Source organism: Ferrovibrio sp. (assembly GCF_046297595.1).
Lineage (GTDB): Bacteria > Pseudomonadota > Alphaproteobacteria > Ferrovibrionales > Ferrovibrionaceae > Ferrovibrio.
Map to the genome: position 1 here is coordinate 341,377 of NZ_JBKBHT010000004.1, position 18,551 is coordinate 359,927.

Genomic DNA, 18,551 nt, shown 5'->3' on the forward strand with positions numbered 1-18,551 from the left:
GGATAACCGCGTTCACACCACGCGGAAATTCTTGAACTGCCAGGGATCGCTGTTGTCCACGTCCTCGGGGAACAGCCGGCCGCGCTCCGACAGCGGCGTCCAGTCGGTATAAGCACCGGCCATTTCGCCCAGATAGGGGCGGCAGACATCCAGCACGCGGGCATGGTCGATCTCGTCGGCTTCCACCGGACCGGCCTTGGGGTTCTCCAGCGCCCAGACCATACCGCCCAGCACCGCCACCGTCACCTGCAGGCTGGTGGCGTTGTTGTGGGGGCAGAGCTTGCGGGCATCCTCGATGGTCAGGCGCGAGCCATACCAGTAGGCGCCCTTCTTGTGGCCCATCAGCAGCACACCCAGCTCGTCCATGCCGCTGGTGATCTCGTCCATCATCAGCCGCTTGCTGGGCTGCATGTCCCAGTTCTTGCCGGCGATCTCGTGCAGCGACAGCACGGCATCGTCGCAGGGATGGTAGGCGTAATGCACCGTGGGGCGATAGGCCAGCTTGTCGCCATCCTTCACGGTGTAATAGTCGGCCATTGAGATCGACTCGTTATGCGTCACCAGGAAGCTGTGCATCGGGCCTTCCAGCGGCGTCCACGAGCGTACACGCGTGCCGGCGCCGGGCCGCATCAGGTAGATCGCGGCATCGCAGCCGAACTCATGGCGCTTGCCGTCGGCGGGGAAATGCTTCTCGTGGCTGCCCCAGCCCAGTTCGGCCGGCTGGCAGCCTTCGCCCACGAAGCCGTCGATCGACCAGGTGTTGACGAACTCGCCGCGCCGCTTGGGCTGGTGTTCCGCCACCTGGGTATCGCGCTCGGCGATATGGATCACCTTCACGCCCAGACTCTGCGCCAGCTTGGCCCAGCCGGCACGGTCGGTCGGCGCATTCGCCGGCAGGCCGGTATCGCGCGCGATATGCAGCATCGCTTCCTTGACGAAATGCGACACCAGGCCGGGATTGGCGCCATGGGTCAGCACGGCGGTCGGGCCATTTCTGTATTTGGCAATCAGCGCGCGGGCGGATTCGCGCAGGGCATAGTTCGAGCGCTCCGACGGCGTCTTGCTCGGATCGGTATAGCCGCCGGCCCAGGGTTCGATGCAGGTATCGAGATAGAAGGCGCCGCGCGCCTGCGCCAGTTCGATCAGCGCCACCGAGGAAACATCGACCGAAAGATTGAGCAGGAAATCGCCCTGGCTCAGCAGCGGCTCCAGCACGGTCTTGTAATTGTCGCGGGTCAGCGGCTGGCGCACGAACGTGATGCCGTATTCCCTGGCCACGTCATGGCCGCGTTCCTCGGCCGTGACGATCGTGATCCGTTCGGCCGGCATGTCGATATGGCGCAGGATCAGCGGCAACACACCCTGACCGATACTGCCAAAGCCGACCATGACCAGGCGGCCGGAAAACGACACATGCTTCATTTCTTTCTCCGTCAGACGAAACAGGATGATGCTCTAGAAAAAAGTCCAGTTGATGAAGGTCAGCACGATCTCGAACACGATCAGCAGCACGATAGCCGCCTCCAGCCGCAGGCTGCGCTGGGCATCGATCAGGTCGGTCAGCGCGCGGGTGGAGTTCTGGATCACGTCCAGCTTCTCGGCCAGTGCGGCGGCGCGCTCGGTCAGTTCGTATTCGTCCTGCAGGCGCTTGAACAGGCGCTCCAGCTCGGGCCGGTCCCACAGCACGTCGGGTTTGTCTTCCACCGCCACGCGGCCGGCGACGCGGTGTTCCACCTGCAGGGCGCCGCCGATCAGCTTCAGCAGCTGCGGGCGATTGGCGGGCAGGCGTCCCTCGCGGGCGAGGCCGCGCGCCAGCGGATCGATCACGTCGAATACCGAGCTGACCTGCCGCTCGTTCGAGGCCAGCGCCACGCTTTTCGCCATCGCATCGGCGATCACCAGGAAACGTTCGGGCGTCAGCTCGCGCAGCTGGATCGGGCCGCCGGGCGGGATGCTGTCATCGCCCTCGGGGCTGAGCGTGACGGTCGCCACCTCGTCCTCGATGGTCGCGAAGGCGCCGCTGACACGGGGCGCGATCTTGCGCAGCAGGTCGTCTTCCTCCACCGGCGACAGGCCGGCCAGCACGGCAGCGCCATAGCGGAACAGGGCGACCATGCCCCGCTCGCCGACGCGGAAGGCAAACGGTGCCGTCGAGATCGCGTCCGACCGTTCCAGCCCGGCCACGTCCAGCCGCTCGCCCAGCAGCAGGGCGCGGACGGTCAGTCGGCCCGGCACAGTGGCAGGGTTGGGGGGTGGGGGTGTCAGGTCGGTCACGGCTTGCTGGGTCGGAAAAAAGGAGGGCTGGATGGAAAGATGGTGGCATAACGCCGACTCCGCCGGCAGGGCCGGACACAGCAGCGTGGCGCGGCATATATCGGTTTTCCCGCGCTGGCAATATTATAATCCCGTGAAACCGGCGGGTCCCGGGGCGGAGCGTAGAAAACGTACGAACTAGTGCGTACATTCCGCTAATGCTATGATCAAATCCGGTTATGCAGACGGGCTGGCGCGCTGGCAATGGAAAAAAGCACCAATACGAAGGCCTCACCGCGACGCCGGCGTGGCGACTCGGGCCGGGAGCTGGGACGGGCCGAGGCCGGGCGCACCAACGACCCGGAAAAGACCAAGCGCAACATCCTGGATGTCGCCCGCGAGGAGTTTTCCTCCAAGGGCCTGAGCGGGGCGCGGATCGACGAGATCGCCGCCCGCACCCAGACCAGCAAGCGCATGATCTACTATTATTTCGGCAGCAAGGAAGGCCTCTATATCGCCGTGCTGGAAGAGGCCTATCGCGGCATTCGGGGCATCGAGGCGCAGCTCGACCTGGAAGACCTGCCGCCGGAAGAGGCCTTGCGCCGGCTGGTTGCCTTCACCTTCGAGTATGAAAGCGGCAATCCTGATTTCATCCGGCTGGTGATGAACGAGAACATCCACCAGGGCGAATACCTGAAGCAGTCGAAGGCGATCCGTGGCCTCAACGTGCCGGCCATCGACGCGATCCGGAAGATCTACGAACGCGGCCGGGCGGCCAAGGTGTTTCGCCCCGGCCTCGATCCCATCGACCTGCATATGTCGATCAGCGCGCTCTGCTTTTTCAACGTCGCCAACCGACATACGTTTTCCACCATTTTCGACCACGACATGTCTTCGCCGGCAGCCCAGCGCCGCCGCCGCGACACCGTGGTGGAAATGATCCTGCGTTTCGTGAAGGCCTGACCTGACGCGCCGGCGCGGCATGCAGCGATCATCATTTCCAATTTGACATACTAACTAGTTCGTACATAATCGCGCGACGCCCTGTGAAGCGTGGTTGCGGCCATGCGGCCTGAACCCGGCTTGGCCAAGAATAAAGGGATGGAGGAGGCGGCATGCGGCGCTCTATCGCGACGGTATCGATCAGCGGCACCCTTCAGGAAAAGCTGGAGGCCATCGCGGCGGCGCGTTTCGATGCCGTCGAGATCTTCGAGAACGATCTGCTGTTCTTCAACGGCTCGGCCCGGCAGGTGCACGACATGGCCGCCGATCTGGGCCTGAAGATCGTGCTGTTCCAGCCGTTCCGCGATTTCGAGGGCGTGCCGGAAGCGATGTTCCGCCGCAACCTGGATCGCGCCGAACGCAAATTCGACCTGATGCAGGACCTGGGCGCGCCGCTGATGCTGGTCTGCTCCAGTGTCTCGCCGGCCGCCTTGCCGGATGCGTCCCTGGCGGCGGCACAGCTGCATGAACTGGCCGAGCGCGCCGGTCGTCGCGGCCTGCGCATCGGCTACGAGGCTCTGGCCTGGGGCCGGCATGTGAATACCTATGGCCAGGCCTGGGCCATGGTGCAGGCCGCCGAGCATCCCCATCTCGGCCTCGTGCTCGACAGTTTCCATACCCTGGCGCTGAACGACGATCCCGCCGGCATCGCCGATATTCCCGGCGAACGGATTTTCTTCGTGCAGCTGGCCGACGCGCCGCGCCTGAGCATGGACGTGCTGACCTGGAGCCGGCATTTCCGCTGCTTCCCCGGCCAGGGCGATCTCGACGTGGCCGGCTTCACCATGCAGGCGATCGCGTCGGGCTATTCCGGTCCGCTGTCGCTGGAAGTATTCAACGACGATTTCCGCGCCGGACCCACCCGCATGACGGCGCAGGACGGCATGCGCTCGCTGCGCTATCTGGAAGAGCAGATGCGCCGTCGCGCCGAAGCAGCGCCCTCCGCCGACAAGATCGCTGCCCTGCCGCGCCGGGTCGCGCTGTTCGATCCGCCGGCTGTGCCCGACCTGCTTGATGTCGCCTTCATCGAATTCGCCGTCGACAGCACGGCCGAGCAGTCGCTCGCCGGCCTGCTCCAGGCGCTGGGCTTCCGCCTGGCCGGGCGGCACCGTTCCAAGGATGTGGTGCTGTATCGCCAGGGCGGCGTGAATATCGTGCTCAATGCCGAGCGCGACTCTTTCGCGCATTCCTATTATTTGGTGCACGGCACCTCGATCTGCGCCATCTGCCTGCGGGTGGCCGATGAGGCGCAGATGCTGAACCGCGCCGATGCCTATGGCTGCACGCGCTACGAAGGCCGCCTCGGCCCGAACGAGCGCAGCATCCCCGCCTTCCGCTCCATCGACGGCAGCCTGGTCTATTTCGTCGGCAGCGCCTTCGACTTCTCCACCGACTTCATCCTGGAAGAGGGCGAGGCGGATGCCGCCGGGCTGCAGCGCTTCGACCATATCGCCCAGGCCGTGCCGGCCGGGCAGATGGATTCCTGGCTGCTGTTCTATCGCGCCGTTCTGGGGCTGCAGCCCGACAATATCTGGGTGCTGCCCGATCCCTATGGCCTGGTGCGCAGCCGGGCGGTATCGAACCCGCAGCGCAGCCTGCGTTTCCCGCTCAGCTTCTCGGAAAACCGCAACACCGCCACGGCGCGCTCGGTCTCGCATTTCTCCGGTGCCGGCGTGCATCACATCGCCTTCTCGACGGCGGACATCTTCGCCGCCGCCGGGGCTATGCGCGAGGCCGGCGTACCTTTGCTCAGTATCCCGGAAAATTACTACGACGACCTGCTGGCGAAATTCGACATCGACCCGGCGCTGGTCGACCGCCTGCGCCAGCACAGCATCCTCTACGACCGCGACGAGGCAGGCGGGGAATTCCTCCACGTCTACACGCAGATGTTCGAGGACCGGTTTTTCTTCGAGGTCGTGCAGCGCAAGGCCGGCTACGACCAGTATGGCGCCGTCAATGCCCCGGTGCGCATGGCCGCGCAGGCGCAGGCCCGCGAGATGGTGCCGGCGGCGCTGCTCTAGCGCCGCCGACGTTGTTGCAGATCAGAACTTGATGCTGGACGAGAGATAAACGCTGCGGCCCGGTGAATAGAGCGGCGTGATCGTGCCGGTCTGGCCGTAGGTCGAGCGGCTGATGTAATACTCGTCGAACAGGTTGTTCACCTCGAAGCGCAGCTTCCAGGACTTCACCTCCTGCATCGGCTGCCACTCGGTGTAGAGATTGAACACCTCGTAGTTCTCGATGTCGTTGAAGCCGGCGGCGCGCAACGCAGGATCGTCGATGCCCAGCGCGATCTCCGAACTCGCGCCCAGGGTCAGGCGGTAATCCACGAAGGTGTATTCACCGCGCAGGGCGAACATGTCACCCACCGGAACGGCGGTGTTGTAATCGCTGCTCAGGGCCATGCGGCCGCCATACTTCACATCCGTATGGGCGTATTTGGCGCTGACCAGCGCGTTACTCCACTTGTAGCCGGCACCCAGATCGAAGCCGCGCGACACCAAGTCCTCGCCATTGAGGCGCGTTCTTGTGGTGAAGTTGTAGGCGACCGGATTTTCCATCGCCGTGCGGAACAGCGAGCCTTCCAGTGCCAAGCCCTGGTCGTTGTAGCGCAGGCCCAGTTTGCTGTTATGCGCGGTCACCGGCTTCAGGTTGTTGGCGTAGGTGTAGTTGCCGGCATGGAACAGCGCCTGTTCGGCCAGTTCAAGGCCGCCGAAATTGTAGCTGTGGCCGGCGAAGGCGGTGATGCGATTGGTCAGGTCATATTCGCTCGACAGGTTCGGGCTCAGGCCTGAATTGTCGAAGGTTTTGTTGTCGACCGATTCGTAACTCTGCATGTCGCCGCGCAGGCCGGTGGAAACCCGCCAGTCGGTCAGGGGCGAAACGCGGGCCTGGACGAAGGCGCCCAGATTGGTCACTTCCTCGCCCACATTGGTCGTGAAGTGAAAGCGCTCGATTTCGCTGTCGTCGCGATTGTAATCCACACCCACTGTCAGGTTGCCGGTCGGGATGACGAAGGTGTTCTGCAGCTTGCCGCCAACCGATGCGAGGACCAGGTTGAAGTCGCCATGGGCGCTGGTCTGGCTCTTGTTTTCCCAGGGACGATCCAGTGTGTTGCGGTTGTAATACAGCTCGAATTTCGGATCGACGTAATCGGTCGGTTCCGCTGTCTCGTAGCTCAGCACGGTGGTCGAGCGCACTGCGCGGTTGCTGTTCAGCAGCCGGCCCTGGGCATTGCTCAGGACGCCCAGGTTGCTGCGCAGGCGGCGGGTGGCATCGTCCTCGGCATATTCGGTGGAGAGCCGCAGGCGATGGCCGTTCGCGGCTTCGTGGCCCAGTTTGGCCAGACCGCTCATCAGATCGGTGCCGGTGCCGGCTTCCTCGGTCCCGTCGCCATTGCTGTAATTGTCGCCGCGCGACAGCGTGGCGATGCCCAGCAGCTCGAAGCCGCTCTGCGCGGTGTAGCCGGCGCCGGTGGTACGCCACGTCTGCGAGTCCGTGTCATAGCCCAGGATCGCCGTGCCGCCGCTGGTCTGGCCGGGCAGCAGCATGTCCTTGGCGTCCTTGGTCTTGAATCGCACGCTGCCGCCCAGCGCGCCGGGGCCGGAATCGGCGGCCGAGACGCCGGACTCAACCTCGACGGATTTCAGGAACAGCGGGTCCAGCGTCATGTTGCCGTTATGGTGCCAGACGTTGTTGCGCTGCTGCGCGCCGTCGATGGTCACGTTCAGCTTCGCCTGGTCCAGGCCATGCAGATAGAATTTCTGTGCCGCCGTGCTGCCGCTCGTGGCCGTGATGGCCGGATTGTCGAAAAACAGCTCGCGCAGGGTGGTCGGCTGGTCGCGGTCGATCTGCTCCGCGTCGATCGCCTGTTCGACCTCGATCGCCAGCTTTTTGCCTTCCACCTGAACCGGGGGCAGGGTGGCGGCCGGCTGCTGCTGACCCCAGGCCGGTCCGATTCCGGCCACCAGCGCCAATACCGACACGCCCCATAGCGCCGCCTGATCGCGGCGCAGCGCGGAAATTCCACCAGACATATCTATATCCCCTTGTTTACACATAGTTCTTCCCGACGCGGCGCGGCCGGCATGACTGGACCCGGATTCGGGTACATGCTAAAGAAAATGCGAAGCATTCGCATTTAAGGGCCGGACTCGGTCCCGCGGATGCCGTCTTATAGCGGCGCGGGCCTGCACCGGCTTTTGCGCGGCGGTCTAGTTCGTTTGCGGAATGGTCAGATCACATTCCGCAAGCGGAGATCGCCCGGCGACGATGGAGGGAAGGCAGGATGCAGGATCGCTCGAAGGGCACGGCCGGGCCGCGGGTTACGGCGCGTGATCTGCAGGCCCTTGTATCGGACGGGGATTACCGCCTGTCGGCTGCGGCCGATGATGTCGTCCTGGAAGGCAGCTTCCGTCTGCAGAAACTGCGGTCTGGCCTGATGCTGCATGCCACCGATGCGGTCGATGCCCACGATCTGGTCAGCGAAGGCACACATGATCCCGGCATCACGGTCGGCATTTTCCTGCGCGGCCGCGCCAAGATCACGGCCGGCGACCGCGACATTTCGCTGGGGGCCGAGGTCGATGCCGACGGCCGGCCGGTGCCGCAGGCTTTCCTGCTGTCCTATGCATGGCCCGACCGCTTCGTGCGCCGCGGCATCCGCGGCAACTGGGTACGCAAGGTAACGGTCAGCATTCCACCCGGCTGGCTGGAACAGATCGCAGAGGAGGATGGCATGGACGCCGAGACGCTGCACCGGCTGGCCGGCAGCCATCTCGGCTTTGCTGCCTGGCAGCCTTCATTGCGTCATGTGCAACTGGCCGAGCAGGTGCTGGCGCCGTCGCCTTACGGCATGCTGCTGCATGGGCTGCAGCTTGAAAGCCATGCTGTCGATATCGTGGCCGAGATGATGCGCCGGCTGACGGGCAGCGATCCACTGGACATGCTGCCGCGCTGTGGCGGCCGCGAGCGAGACCGCATCCGCGAGGCCTGTGCTTATATCGAGGCTTCCGGCGACGAACGTCCCCGGCTGGAGGATGTCGCGCGTCATGTCGGCATGAGCGTCAGCGCCCTTCAGAGGCTGTTCCGCACCATACATGGCACGTCGGTTTTCGACTACGTGCGGGCCCGCCGGCTGGAGCGCGCCCGTGCCATGCTGGAAAGCGGCACGATCAGCGTGATCGAGGCATCCTATGTTGCCGGTTATGGCAACGCGGCGAATTTCGCCACAGCCTTCAAACGCCATTTCGGCGTTTCGCCCAGCGATGTGCGACCGCGTCTGGCGGGTTACGCGGCGATGGCCGGCGATGACGGATCACCGGCGCGTCCCGCCGCGACGGTCGAATAGGTTTCCCTAACGCGGCCGCGCATAGCCCAGCACGGTCTGCACGCCGCCCGCGTCGCCGAACGGCAGCAGCAGGCGCTGGTAGCGGAACAGGATCATGCGTTCGATGGCGCCCACGCGACGGTAATGCGGCAGCCTGTGGCCGATCACGCGGGCATAGGCGGGTTCGGCATAACGCCGATAGATGAAATTCTGCTCGTCGATATACGTGCCTTCCACATTCCAGCCCAGCCGGGCCTGCAGCGCGTCGCCGACGAAGCTGTAGCGCAGGCGTGGCTTCGGCGGCTCGACCTCGACGATGAAGATGCTGCGGCCGAAGCCTGACTCGGTGCGGCGCAGTTCCAGTTCCTGCAGGAAGTCGCGCGGCGGCATCGCCATCTCGCCGCGCGCCTCGTTCCAGATGTCGTACAGCGCGCGCATCTCCGGCGTCGCCTCGGCGGCAAACGCCAGGCCTTCCTCGCTGCGCAGCCATTCGCGCGCCCTGTAGCCGGGATCGCCCTGCAAAGTGCCGACGATCTTTTCGTAAAGCTGGTCGGGGGCCAGCGGCTTGGCCAGCAGGGCGGCCATGCCGGCCTCGCGCGCCAGCGCCACCGTCGTTTCCGTCACCTCCCGGCTCAGCAGCACAATGGGCAGGCCGGGCTGCTCGGTCTTCAGCAGCCGCGCCAGCACGATGCCATCCTGCTCCGGCAGGTCCAGTTCGGCCAGCAGCAGGTCCAGCGGTCCGGCGCAGGCTGCTCGCAGGTCCAGCGCCTCGCTCGCATTGGCGGCGAACAGCAGGTTGCGCAAGCCCATATCCAGCAGCATGCGGCGCAGCAGGTTGCGCGTATGGCGGTCGGGGTCGACCACCATCACGGTCAGGTCGCGCGGCAGGGTATCGGGCAGCGGTTTCATGGCCCTTTATACGCCGGAAAGCGGTCGCGGGATGACCGCTTACAGCATCTCCAGCGGCTGCGGGCCGCTGGGGGGCGGGAAGGCGGCATCCAGTTCGGCCAGGTCCTGCCGCGTCAGCCGAATCTCCAGTGCGGCATGGTTCTCCCGCACATGCTCGGGCCGCGAGGCCTTGGGGATGGCGATGATGCCGCTCTGCCGCAGCAGCCAGGCCAGCGCCACCTGCGCCGCCGTGGCATTGTGGCGCGCGGCCACGGCCTTCAGCGCTGCATTCTTCAGCAGCCGGCCCTGCTCGATGGGGGAATAGGCCATGATCGGCAGGTTATGCCGCCGGCACCAGGGCATCAGGTCATGCTCGATGCCGCGGCGCGAGAGATTGTAGAGCACCTGGTTGGTCGCCACCGCCGTCGCGTTGCTCAGGCGCTCCAGCTCGTCCATGTCGCTGGTGTCGAAATTGCTCACGCCCCAGAAGCGGATCTTGCCGGCGCGGCGCAGGTCGTTGAAGGCCGTGATCGTGTCATGCAGCGGCACGCCGCCGCGCCAGTGCAGCAGGTAGAGGTCGATGCGGTCGGTGCGCAGGCGCTTCAGGCTGCGCTCGCAGGCGGCAATCGTGCCGGCGCGGCTGGCATTCTGCGGCAGCACCTTGCTGACCAGGAATACATCGTCGCGCCGGCCGTCGATGGCGGCGGCCACCACCTGCTCGGCCATGCCGTCGGCATACATCTCGGCGGTGTCGATCAGCGTCATGCCCAGTTCGATGCCAAGCTGCAGCGCGGCCACCTCGTCGCGCAGCTTCGCCTTGCTCTCGCCCATGTTCCAGGTGCCCTGGCCCAGGGCGGGCACGGTCTCGCCGCTGGGCAATGCAACGCTCGGCATGAAGGCAGACATCACGCGACGCTCCCGCAGATGAGGGCGAACCGATGCAACGATGGCGAGAAGGCTGAAGGAAAATGGTGGGCGGTACTGGGATTGAACCAGTGGCCCCACCCATGTGAAGGGTGTGCTCTACCGCTGAGCTAACCGCCCGCCGGCCGGTCGGACTGGACCGGCAATCAAACCGTGAGGGGAGCGTATAAAGACGCCGTCCGATGGTGTCAAGCGGTGCGAAGCGGCCTTTGCGAACAGCGACTTAATACAGGCCGCCAATCTTTTAATACAGGCCGCCCGTGCCCGAGATCGGCGCCGCGCCGGCACTGCCGCCCACGCCGGAAATGCCGTCATGCTCGCTCATCGAGCCGTCCAGCACGCTGCTGCGCTCGCCCGGCTGCGGCTCGGTGCCGGGGCGGAAGGCTTCCAGGATCACGTTGCGGTCGCCCGGCCGGGCCAGTTCGCCGGTGGCCGCCTGCACGCGCACCAGCCGCACGCCGGGCGGCACGCGGAACTGGATGTTCGGCTTGTCCTGCAGCGCCTCGGCCATGAAGGCCTTGAACACCGGCACCGCCACCGAGGACCCGGTCTCGCGCTTGCCCATGTCGCGCGGCGTGTCGTAGCCGATGAAGACGCCGACGGCCAGGTCGGGGCTGAAGCCCATGAACCAGGTGTCCATGCTGTCGTTGGTGGTGCCGGTCTTGCCGGCCAGCGGCTTGCCCAGCTCGCGGATGCGGATGCCGGTGCCGCGCTGTACCACGCCTTCCAGCATCGAGGTGATCTGATACGCCGTCACGGCATCGATCACCTGCGGGCGCGGATCGGGCAGGGCCGGCTCGGCCTGGTCCTGCCACACGGTGGCCAGGCAGTCCTGGCAGGGCCGCGTGTCGTGGCGATAGATCGTCGCGCCGCTGCGGTTCTGGATGCGGTCGATCAGCGTCGGCGTGATCTTCTTGCCGCCATTGACGAACTCGGCATAGGCCGTGGTCATTTTCAGCAAAGTGGTCTCGCCGGCGCCCAAGGCCATGGACAGCACCGGCGGCATGTTGTCGATCACGCCGAAGCGTTTGGCGTAATCCACCACCTTCTCCATGCCGATGGCCTGGGCCAGGCGCACGGTCATCAGGTTGCGCGACTTCTCGATGCCGACGCGCAGGGTGGACGGGCCGTAGAACTGGTCGGAATAGTTGCCCGGCTTCCACAGCGGCAGGCCGGGGCCCTGGTCCAGCACGAAGGGCGCATCCAGCACCAGCGACGAGGGCGTGAAGCCGCTGTCCAATGCCGCGGCATAGATGAAGGGCTTGAACGACGAGCCGGGCTGGCGGTTGGCCTGCGTCGCGCGGTTGAACTGGCTGAGCTTGAAATCGAAGCCGCCTACCAGCGCCAGCACGCGGCCGGTATGTGGGTCCATGGCGACCAGGCCGCCGCCCACTTCCGGAATCTGGCGCAGCGCGTAGCCGTTCTTCGCATTGCCGTCGATGGCTTCCACCGCGACCACATCGCCGGCGGCGATCACCTCGCCGGGCGTGCGCGGCACCGGGCCGAAATGGTCGGGGCCGAATTTCTTGCGCGCCCAGCGCAGGCCGGCATGGGGCAGGCTGCCCTTGCTGCCGTCGCTGAAACCCAGCTCGGCGCTGTCGTTGTCCACCTTCAGCACCACGCCGACGCGCCAGGGCGGCAGGATGCCGGGGATCGGCAGGATGGCATTCAGCTGCGTGCGCCAGTCCTGGCCCGGCATGGTCAGGGCCACGCGGGCGAGCGGGCCGCGCCAGCCGCCGGCACGGCGGTCATAGGCTTCCAGCCCGTCGCGCAGCACGCGCTCGCCGATCGCCTGCAGCTTCGGGTCCATCGTGGTGCGGACGCTCAAGCCGCCTTCATAAAGGCCCTTGTCGCCGAATTTCTGCGCCAGGTCGCGGCGCACTTCCTCGGCGAACCAGTCGGCGCGGGCCAGTTCCGATTCCGGCCGCGTCATCGCCACCAGCGGCGTACTGATGGCGGCGCGCGCCTGCTCCACGCTGATCACACCGTCTTCCTGCAGGCGCTCGATCACCCAGTCGCGGCGCGCCTTGGCGCGTTCGTAATGGCGCACCGGATGATAGTTGCTCGGCGCCTTGGGCAGGGCGGCCAGATAGGCCGCCTCGGGCAGGGTCAGGTCGTAGAGCGACTTGTCGAAATAGACCAGCGCGGCGGCGGCCACGCCATAGGCGCCCGAACCGAGATAGATCTCGTTCAGGTACAGCTCCAGGATCTTGTCCTTGCTGAAGGTGTTCTCGATGCGGAAAGCGAGGATGGCTTCCTTCGCCTTGCGGCCGAGCGAGACTTCATTGCCGAGCAGGAAATTCTTCGCCACCTGCTGCGTGATGGTCGAGGCGCCGACCGGCCGGCGGTTCTGCGCCAGGTTCACCACATTCTGGATCACGGCGCGCAGCACGCCCATCGGATCGATGCCGCTATGCTCGTAGAAATTCTTGTCCTCGGCCGACAGGAAGGCCTGGATCACCGGTTTCGGGATCGCCTGGATGGGCACGAACAGGCGGCGCTCGCGGGCGAATTCGGCGATCAGGCGGCCGTCGCCCGCATGCACGCGGGTCGTCACCGGCGGTTCGTATTTCTCCAGCTGTTTGTAGTCGGGCAGGTCGCGGCCGTAATACCACAGCCCGGCCAGGCCGGCGGCACCGGCGCCGATCACGGCCAGCACGGCGAAGGACAGCAGGAACAGGAAACGCGACAGCAGACGCATGGCACCCCGGGGCGGCCGTTTCTGGGCCGGTTATCGCGGCCGGAATCTATGGCCGGAATCATAAGCCGGAAAATCGGGCGTACAGGTACTCCCGAAACATTCGCCTGTATAGGCGGATAATTGTGGCGGTGCCATGGCACGGCAAAGGATAGAGCGCGGGAATCGGGGATTTTCGCGTTCCTCATCATTCAAAGTGGCGCTAGGCTGGGCCGGTGCGGCAACGGAGGACAGGATGTTCACGCGGCGCGGCATTCTGGGGGTCGGTATGGCAGGCCTGGGGAGTGGCCTGATGGGCTGCGTGACCACGCAGCCGGGCGGCGAGGGCTGGCGTGTTGGCAATCGCATCCCCGACATCGCGTTGCACAATGCCGAGGGCGCCACCGTGCGCCTCAGCGATTACTCGGATCGCGCCCTGCTGTTCTATATCGGCGGCTACTGGTGCATACATTGCCGGAATGACATGCCGGCGCTGGCCGAGGTCTGGCGCGAATTGCGCCACGATCCGCGCATCGCCTTTGCCGTCATGTCCTATGCCGAGCATCCGGAAACCACCCGGCAGTGGCTCAACAACAATATGGGTTTGCGATTTCCTGTGCTGCATCCGCCCACGCGCGGCAGCCGCGTGCCGCTGGTGAATGGCAGCAACACCGCCTTCGCCGCGCCGACCGTCTATATCCTCACTGCCGGCAACATCATCCACTACTGGCATGTCGGCAGCGGTCGGGCCCAGAACTACCGCCCCAAACTGCTGGAGGCAGCCGCCGTCATTCCGCCGCGCGCCTGAAGCGCGTCGTCAGCGGGTTTCGATGCCGAAGAAGCGGTCGATGGCGGCCACCGCCGCCGCCGCAAGCCGGTTGCGGCCGGACTCCGAGAACAGCAGCGCCTCGTCGCCCGGATTGGACAGGTAACCCAGTTCCAGCAGCGCCGAGGGCACGTCGGGCGCCGACAGCACGCGGAAATTCGCCGCGCGCAGGGCGTTGCGGCGCAGGGCGATGGTATCGCTCATCGACGCGGTGAGCAGGCCGGCGAAGCGGCCCGACAGCCGCGCCGTGTCGCGCGAGGCGAGGTCGAGCAGGATCGACACCACGTCGTCCACGTCGCGTTCGGCCGCGCTGTCGGCCAACTGGTCGGCGCGGTTTTCGCGCAGGGCCAGCGCCTCGGCCTCCAGGTCGGTGGCGGTGTCGGCGCGGGTATAGACGGTGGCGCCGCTGGTGGCGCGGTCGCCGCGCAGGCTGTCGGCATGGATGGAGAGGAACAGGTCGGCCTCGTGCTTGCGCGCCAGCGCCACGCGGTCGTTCAGCCGCACGAAGCGGTCGCGGTCGCGCGTCAGGATCACGCGGTAGCGTCCGGTCGCCTGCAGGCGCTGGGCCATCGCCAGCGCCACCGCCAGGGTGATGTCCTTCTCGTGCCGGCCCGAGGCGCTGATCGCGCCAGGATCCTGCCCGCCATGGCCGGGGTCCAGCACGATGGTATGCCGGCGGTCGGCCGCATGAGCCGGCGGCGGCGCGATATCCACCGCATTCGGCAGGGGCAGGATGACGGAGGCGGCGAAGGCCTCGGCATAGGCCTGCGGATCGGCCGGGCGCAGGTCGATCACCAGCCGGTGGCCGCTGGCGCCGAGCGGTCCGTTTTGCGGCTCCAGCCGGAAGGCGCGCTCCACCACGGCGGGCTCGATCAGGTCGATGGCGATTTCGGTGCGTTCGTCGTGGCGCACCGGCAGGCCCAGCCCGGCGACCAGGCCGGCGGCATTGGGCTGGGCTGGCGGCGCGGCCCAGCGCAGGCCCGGCAGGAGCAGGACCAGGCCCAGACCGTTGGCCTGGGCGGAAAGCTCGGCCGATACCGGCTCGGAAGCCTCCACCACCAGGCGGGTCAGGCCGGCATTCAGGCCCAGTTGCAGGCGGGTGACTCGCGCCGGTTCGGCCCCAGCGGCGACGGGCAGCGCAGCCGGCAGCAGGAATGCAATAATTGCAAGTAAAATCAGTCGCTTGATCGAAAGCCCCGGGGTCATCGTGCGGCGCGGCAAGAAAGACCTTGTCGGTATGCCCTGCCAAAGCGTACGATGCAATCGCGAATATCCGAGTCAGATCGGACCCTCCGCCCAAAAGCTTGTCCGTCAAGGATTTAGCCGGCCGGAAGAGCGGAAAGATCGGCGCATCGGCCCTGAGCCAGCCCGCGATAGCCAGTTGTCAGCCCTAAAAGGAGGCGGCCTGGAGCGGATGGCCTCGGAAGCTGCGCTCAAGACACCCCGGATTTGGAGTGAACCTTCGGGGCGTCCGCCCGGGTCGACGATCCGGCGGGGGCTCGGCAGACCGACAGCGCGCGGCGCGCCCGGTGGAACCATTATTCCCCGGATGAAGTCCCCCCTCTCGGTCGTCAGGATCATTACCGCCGCAGGCCCGCCGGTTCGTCCGGTCTGGTGTCTCGCGACGGGCCGATCCGGCCGATGCCAGCCCCGAGAACCAAGGCGCGCCGCCGTTTGTTATTCGCGCGGGCGGCGCCGCGCCGCAGGAATAGTGCCTCATGGGCATGCGTATGCTGATCGATGCCACCCATCCGGAGGAAACCCGGGTTGTGGTGGTGAAGGGGACCCGTCTCGAGGAATTCGATTACGAGACCTCCACCAAACAGGTGAACAAGGGCAACATCTACCTGGCGCGGGTCACCCGCGTTGAGCCCTCGCTGCAGGCCGCTTTCGTGGAATATGGCGGCAACCGCCATGGCTTCCTGGCCTTCAGCGAAATCCATCCCGACTATTACCAGATCCCGATCGCCGACCGGCAGGCCCTGCTGGCGCAGCAGGCCGAGGAAGAGGCCGAGGCCGCCGCCGCCGAGGAGGCCGAACTGGCCGCCGAGGAAGCCCGCGCAGCCGCCAAGGCCGCCGGCGACCATGGCGACGAACATGCCGAGGATCACGGCATCGAGACAGTCGACGGCGATTACGACACCGTCGAGGAGATCAAGCCGGACACTCCGACAGAAGGCGCCGAAGCCGCCGCCCAGGGCGAGGCGATTGCCGATGCCGTCGAGGCAGCCAGTGATGTCGCGGCGCCGGCCTACTGGAACGTGCCGGCCAGCGCCAGCCCGGTGCCGAGCATCAGTGCGCCCGTCGAGGCCGATGAAGCCGCGCCGCGTGCCGAAAACGACGATGCCGCGCCCGACGTGGCCGATGGCGAAGCTGCCCTGGCTGAGTCCGGCATGGCGGAATCCGGCCAGTCCGAAGAAGGCCAGTCCGAAGAAAGCCATGCGGAAGAGGCCGCCGAGGCGCGCGCCGAGGAAAACGGCAAGAGCGACGACGAGACCAGCGATGGCCGCCGCCGCCGCCGTGCCAATGCCTTCCGCCGCTACAAGATACAGGAAGTCATCAAGCGCCGGCAGATCATGCTGGTGCAGGTGGTCAAGGAAGAACGCGGCAACAAGGGCGCCGCGCTCACCACCTATCTGTCGCTGGCCGGTCGCTATTGCGTGCTGATGCCCAACACCGCGCGCGGCGGCGGCATTTCGCGCAAGATCCAGTCTCAGGCCGACCGCAAGCGCCTGAAGGCGATCACGGCGGAGCTGGACATCCAGGACGGCATGGGCGTGATCGTGCGCACCGCCGGCATGGAACGCTCCAAGCCCGAGATCAAGCGCGATTTCGAATACCTGCTGCGCAGCTGGGACAGCATCCGCGAACGCACGCTGGAATCCTCGGCGCCGGCCCTGATCTATGAAGAGGCCGGGCTGATCAAGCGCTCGATCCGCGACCTTTACTCCGACCAGATCGACGAGGTGATCGTCGAGGGCGAGGAGGGCTATCGCTTCGCGCATGACTTCATGCACATGCTGATGCCGAGCCATGCCGAGCGCGTGAAGCAGTATCAGGACAAGATCCCGCTCTTCACCCGCTATCAGGTCGAGCAGCAGCTCGATGCGATGTTCTCGCCCACCGTACAGCTCAAGTCGGGCGGCTATATCGTCATCAACCCGACCGAGGCGCTGGTCTCCATCGACGTGAACTCGGGCAAGTCCACCCGCGAACACAATATCGAGGAGACCGCCTACAAGACCAACCTTGAGGCGGCCGAGGAAATCGCCCGCCAGCTCCGCCTGCGCGATCTCGCCGGCCTTGTGGTCATCGACTTCATCGACATGGAGGAGAACCGCAACATCCGCAAGGTCGAGCAGCGCCTGAAGGAATGCCTGCGCAACGACCGCGCGCGCATCCAGGTCGGCCGCATCTCGGCCTTCGGCCTGCTGGAAATGTCGCGCCAGCGTCTGCGGCCGAGCCTGATCGAAAGCTCGACCATGACCTGCCCGCATTGCCAGGGCCGCGGTTATGTGCGGTCGGTGGAATCCACCGCCCTGCAGGTACTGCGCGCCATCGAGGAGGAGGGCATCCGCGACCGTTCGGCCGAGATCACCGTCTCGACCTCGGCGGAAGTGGCGATCTACCTGCTCAACCACAAGCGCGAACGCCTGAGCGAGATCGAGCGCCGCTATGTGATGCGCGTGATCCTGGCCGCCGATGCCACCCTGGTGCCGCCCGATTTCCGCATCGAGCGCAACAAGCCGCGCCAGCCGGGCGAGGTGAATCGCCCCGATCTGGCGCCGCGCCATGAAGCGCCGCGTCCGATCACGCAGGAATCGGCCTATGCCGAAACCGATGACGTGGCGGCCGATGAGTCTGAGGGCGAGGAGATGCCCGCACCCGGCGCCGAAGGGGCCGAGGAGGATGGCGATGGCCGCCGCCGTCGCCGTCGTCGTCGCCGTCGTCGTGGCGGCAAGGACGCACCGCGTGGCGAAGGCAGCGAGGCCGGCGCCGAAGGCGAAAATGATGCCGACGAGGGCGCTGCCGGCGAGGATGAGGGCGCGGATGCCGCCGCCGACGAGGCTGGCAGCGACGATGGCCAGGACGAGACCGCCCGTGATGATGCCGGCGCCGAAGCGCGCGACGAGGATGGCGGCGATGGCCGTCGCCGTCGTCGGGGTCGTCGCGGTGGTCGCCGTCGCCGTCGCGATGAAGGCGGCGCACCGGCCGAAGGCGAGGCAGCGGACCAGGACGCCGCGTCACGCACTGATGCGCCCCGTCAGGATGCCCCCCGCGTCGATGCACCGCGCCCGCGCGAGATGGCGCCGCCTGCGATGACGCCGGCCTCCATCGGCGCGCTGCTTGATGGCCTGCCGGGTTACGAATTCGACGATGAGGAACCGGCCCCCGCACGCGCGGCCCCGCCGGCCCCGAAGACGGAAGCGCCCGCACCGGCCCCAACTCCAACGCCGGCTCCCGAACCTGCGACGGCTGCTGAACCCGCCGCCGAGGCAACTCCGGCGCCCGCCGCCGCTGCTCCGGCAGCGTCTGCGCCGGTCGCCACCGGTCCGGTCTTCGAGACCGTGGTGATCAGCACCGATGGCAAGACCGAGAAGGCCGAAGCCGACGCGCCGGCCCCGAAGAAGGGCTGGTGGCGCCGGTGA

The 18,551-nt window shown here is 66.4% G+C and carries 12 protein-coding genes and 1 tRNA gene; 5 read left to right on the forward strand and 8 right to left on the reverse strand.

Features of this window, described 5'->3' with window-relative positions; translation table 11 throughout:
- Nucleotides 1–12: 12 nt before the first annotated feature.
- Together ACK4FJ_RS13600 and ACK4FJ_RS13605 are read right to left on the reverse strand one after the other, a co-directional pair.
- Entirely contained in the window at nucleotides 13–1,422 is a 1,410-nt protein-coding gene (locus ACK4FJ_RS13600) for a homospermidine synthase (RefSeq protein ID WP_409767238.1), read from the reverse strand.
- A gap of 33 nt (nucleotides 1,423–1,455) precedes the next feature.
- Entirely contained in the window at nucleotides 1,456–2,274 is an 819-nt protein-coding gene (locus ACK4FJ_RS13605) for an RMD1 family protein (protein WP_409767239.1), read from the reverse strand.
- Between the two features lie 243 nt (nucleotides 2,275–2,517).
- Here ACK4FJ_RS13605 and ACK4FJ_RS13610 point away from each other — a divergent pair, with 243 nt between their 5' ends.
- Nucleotides 2,518–3,216: a TetR/AcrR family transcriptional regulator gene (locus tag ACK4FJ_RS13610; RefSeq protein ID WP_409767240.1), complete on the forward strand. Its 699-nt coding sequence runs from the start codon at nucleotides 2,518–2,520 to the stop codon at nucleotides 3,214–3,216.
- A gap of 152 nt (nucleotides 3,217–3,368) precedes the next feature.
- Complete coding sequence (locus ACK4FJ_RS13615; RefSeq protein ID WP_409767241.1) at nucleotides 3,369–5,279, forward strand: bifunctional sugar phosphate isomerase/epimerase/4-hydroxyphenylpyruvate dioxygenase family protein; 1,911 nt, start codon at nucleotides 3,369–3,371, stop codon at nucleotides 5,277–5,279.
- 21 nt (nucleotides 5,280–5,300) lie between these two features.
- On the opposite strand, the gene ACK4FJ_RS13620 is transcribed toward ACK4FJ_RS13615, so the two are convergent.
- Nucleotides 5,301–7,295 (reverse strand): TonB-dependent receptor domain-containing protein, encoded by a 1,995-nt coding sequence (locus tag ACK4FJ_RS13620; protein WP_409767242.1) that lies wholly within the window; start codon nucleotides 7,293–7,295, stop codon nucleotides 5,301–5,303.
- A 251-nt stretch (nucleotides 7,296–7,546) separates the two neighbouring features.
- Between ACK4FJ_RS13620 and ACK4FJ_RS13625 the strand changes: the two genes are divergently transcribed.
- Complete coding sequence (locus ACK4FJ_RS13625; protein WP_409767243.1) at nucleotides 7,547–8,608, forward strand: helix-turn-helix transcriptional regulator; 1,062 nt, start codon at nucleotides 7,547–7,549, stop codon at nucleotides 8,606–8,608.
- A 6-nt stretch (nucleotides 8,609–8,614) separates the two neighbouring features.
- On the opposite strand, the gene ACK4FJ_RS13630 is transcribed toward ACK4FJ_RS13625, so the two are convergent.
- The 4 genes from ACK4FJ_RS13630 to ACK4FJ_RS13645 all read right to left on the reverse strand — a co-directional run bounded on the left by ACK4FJ_RS13630 (nucleotide 8,615) and on the right by ACK4FJ_RS13645 (nucleotide 13,100).
- Complete coding sequence (locus ACK4FJ_RS13630) at nucleotides 8,615–9,496, reverse strand: response regulator (RefSeq protein ID WP_409767244.1); 882 nt, start codon at nucleotides 9,494–9,496, stop codon at nucleotides 8,615–8,617.
- A 39-nt stretch (nucleotides 9,497–9,535) separates the two neighbouring features.
- Nucleotides 9,536–10,369 carry an aldo/keto reductase gene (locus ACK4FJ_RS13635; RefSeq protein ID WP_409767291.1) on the reverse strand — a complete coding sequence of 278 codons (834 nt, stop codon included), beginning with the start codon at nucleotides 10,367–10,369 and terminating at the stop codon, nucleotides 9,536–9,538.
- 75 nt (nucleotides 10,370–10,444) lie between these two features.
- Nucleotides 10,445–10,519: transfer RNA gene (locus ACK4FJ_RS13640), tRNA-Val, on the reverse strand.
- Between the two features lie 124 nt (nucleotides 10,520–10,643).
- A complete protein-coding gene (locus tag ACK4FJ_RS13645) occupies nucleotides 10,644–13,100 on the reverse strand; it encodes a penicillin-binding protein 1A (protein WP_409767245.1) in 2,457 nt (818 codons plus the stop codon).
- Nucleotides 13,101–13,332: 232 nt separating this feature from the next.
- Here ACK4FJ_RS13645 and ACK4FJ_RS13650 point away from each other — a divergent pair, with 232 nt between their 5' ends.
- Nucleotides 13,333–13,884: a TlpA family protein disulfide reductase gene (locus ACK4FJ_RS13650; protein ID WP_409767246.1), complete on the forward strand. Its 552-nt coding sequence runs from the start codon at nucleotides 13,333–13,335 to the stop codon at nucleotides 13,882–13,884.
- A gap of 9 nt (nucleotides 13,885–13,893) precedes the next feature.
- Here ACK4FJ_RS13650 and ACK4FJ_RS13655 read toward each other — a convergent pair whose 3' ends face one another.
- A complete protein-coding gene (locus tag ACK4FJ_RS13655; RefSeq protein WP_409767248.1) occupies nucleotides 13,894–15,108 on the reverse strand; it encodes an N-acetylmuramoyl-L-alanine amidase in 1,215 nt (404 codons plus the stop codon).
- Nucleotides 15,109–15,620: 512 nt separating this feature from the next.
- Between ACK4FJ_RS13655 and ACK4FJ_RS13660 the strand changes: the two genes are divergently transcribed.
- Nucleotides 15,621–18,551, forward strand: coding sequence for a ribonuclease E/G (locus ACK4FJ_RS13660; protein ID WP_409767249.1), 2,931 nt, complete (start codon nucleotides 15,621–15,623; stop codon nucleotides 18,549–18,551).

Coding starts and splice junctions, on each gene's coding strand:
- ACK4FJ_RS13600 (WP_409767238.1), bottom strand. CDS start 1,422: ATGAAGCATGTGTCGTTTTCCGGCCGCCTGGTCATGGTCGGCTTTGGC.
- ACK4FJ_RS13610 (WP_409767240.1), top strand. CDS start 2,518: ATGGAAAAAAGCACCAATACGAAGGCCTCACCGCGACGCCGGCGTGGC.
- ACK4FJ_RS13615 (WP_409767241.1), top strand. CDS start 3,369: ATGCGGCGCTCTATCGCGACGGTATCGATCAGCGGCACCCTTCAGGAA.
- ACK4FJ_RS13620 (WP_409767242.1), bottom strand. CDS start 7,295: ATGTCTGGTGGAATTTCCGCGCTGCGCCGCGATCAGGCGGCGCTATGG.
- ACK4FJ_RS13625 (WP_409767243.1), top strand. CDS start 7,547: ATGCAGGATCGCTCGAAGGGCACGGCCGGGCCGCGGGTTACGGCGCGT.
- ACK4FJ_RS13630 (WP_409767244.1), bottom strand. CDS start 9,496: ATGAAACCGCTGCCCGATACCCTGCCGCGCGACCTGACCGTGATGGTG.
- ACK4FJ_RS13635 (WP_409767291.1), bottom strand. CDS start 10,369: ATGCCGAGCGTTGCATTGCCCAGCGGCGAGACCGTGCCCGCCCTGGGC.
- ACK4FJ_RS13645 (WP_409767245.1), bottom strand. CDS start 13,100: ATGCGTCTGCTGTCGCGTTTCCTGTTCCTGCTGTCCTTCGCCGTGCTG.
- ACK4FJ_RS13650 (WP_409767246.1), top strand. CDS start 13,333: ATGTTCACGCGGCGCGGCATTCTGGGGGTCGGTATGGCAGGCCTGGGG.
- ACK4FJ_RS13655 (WP_409767248.1), bottom strand. CDS start 15,108: ATGACCCCGGGGCTTTCGATCAAGCGACTGATTTTACTTGCAATTATT.
- ACK4FJ_RS13660 (WP_409767249.1), top strand. CDS start 15,621: ATGGGCATGCGTATGCTGATCGATGCCACCCATCCGGAGGAAACCCGG.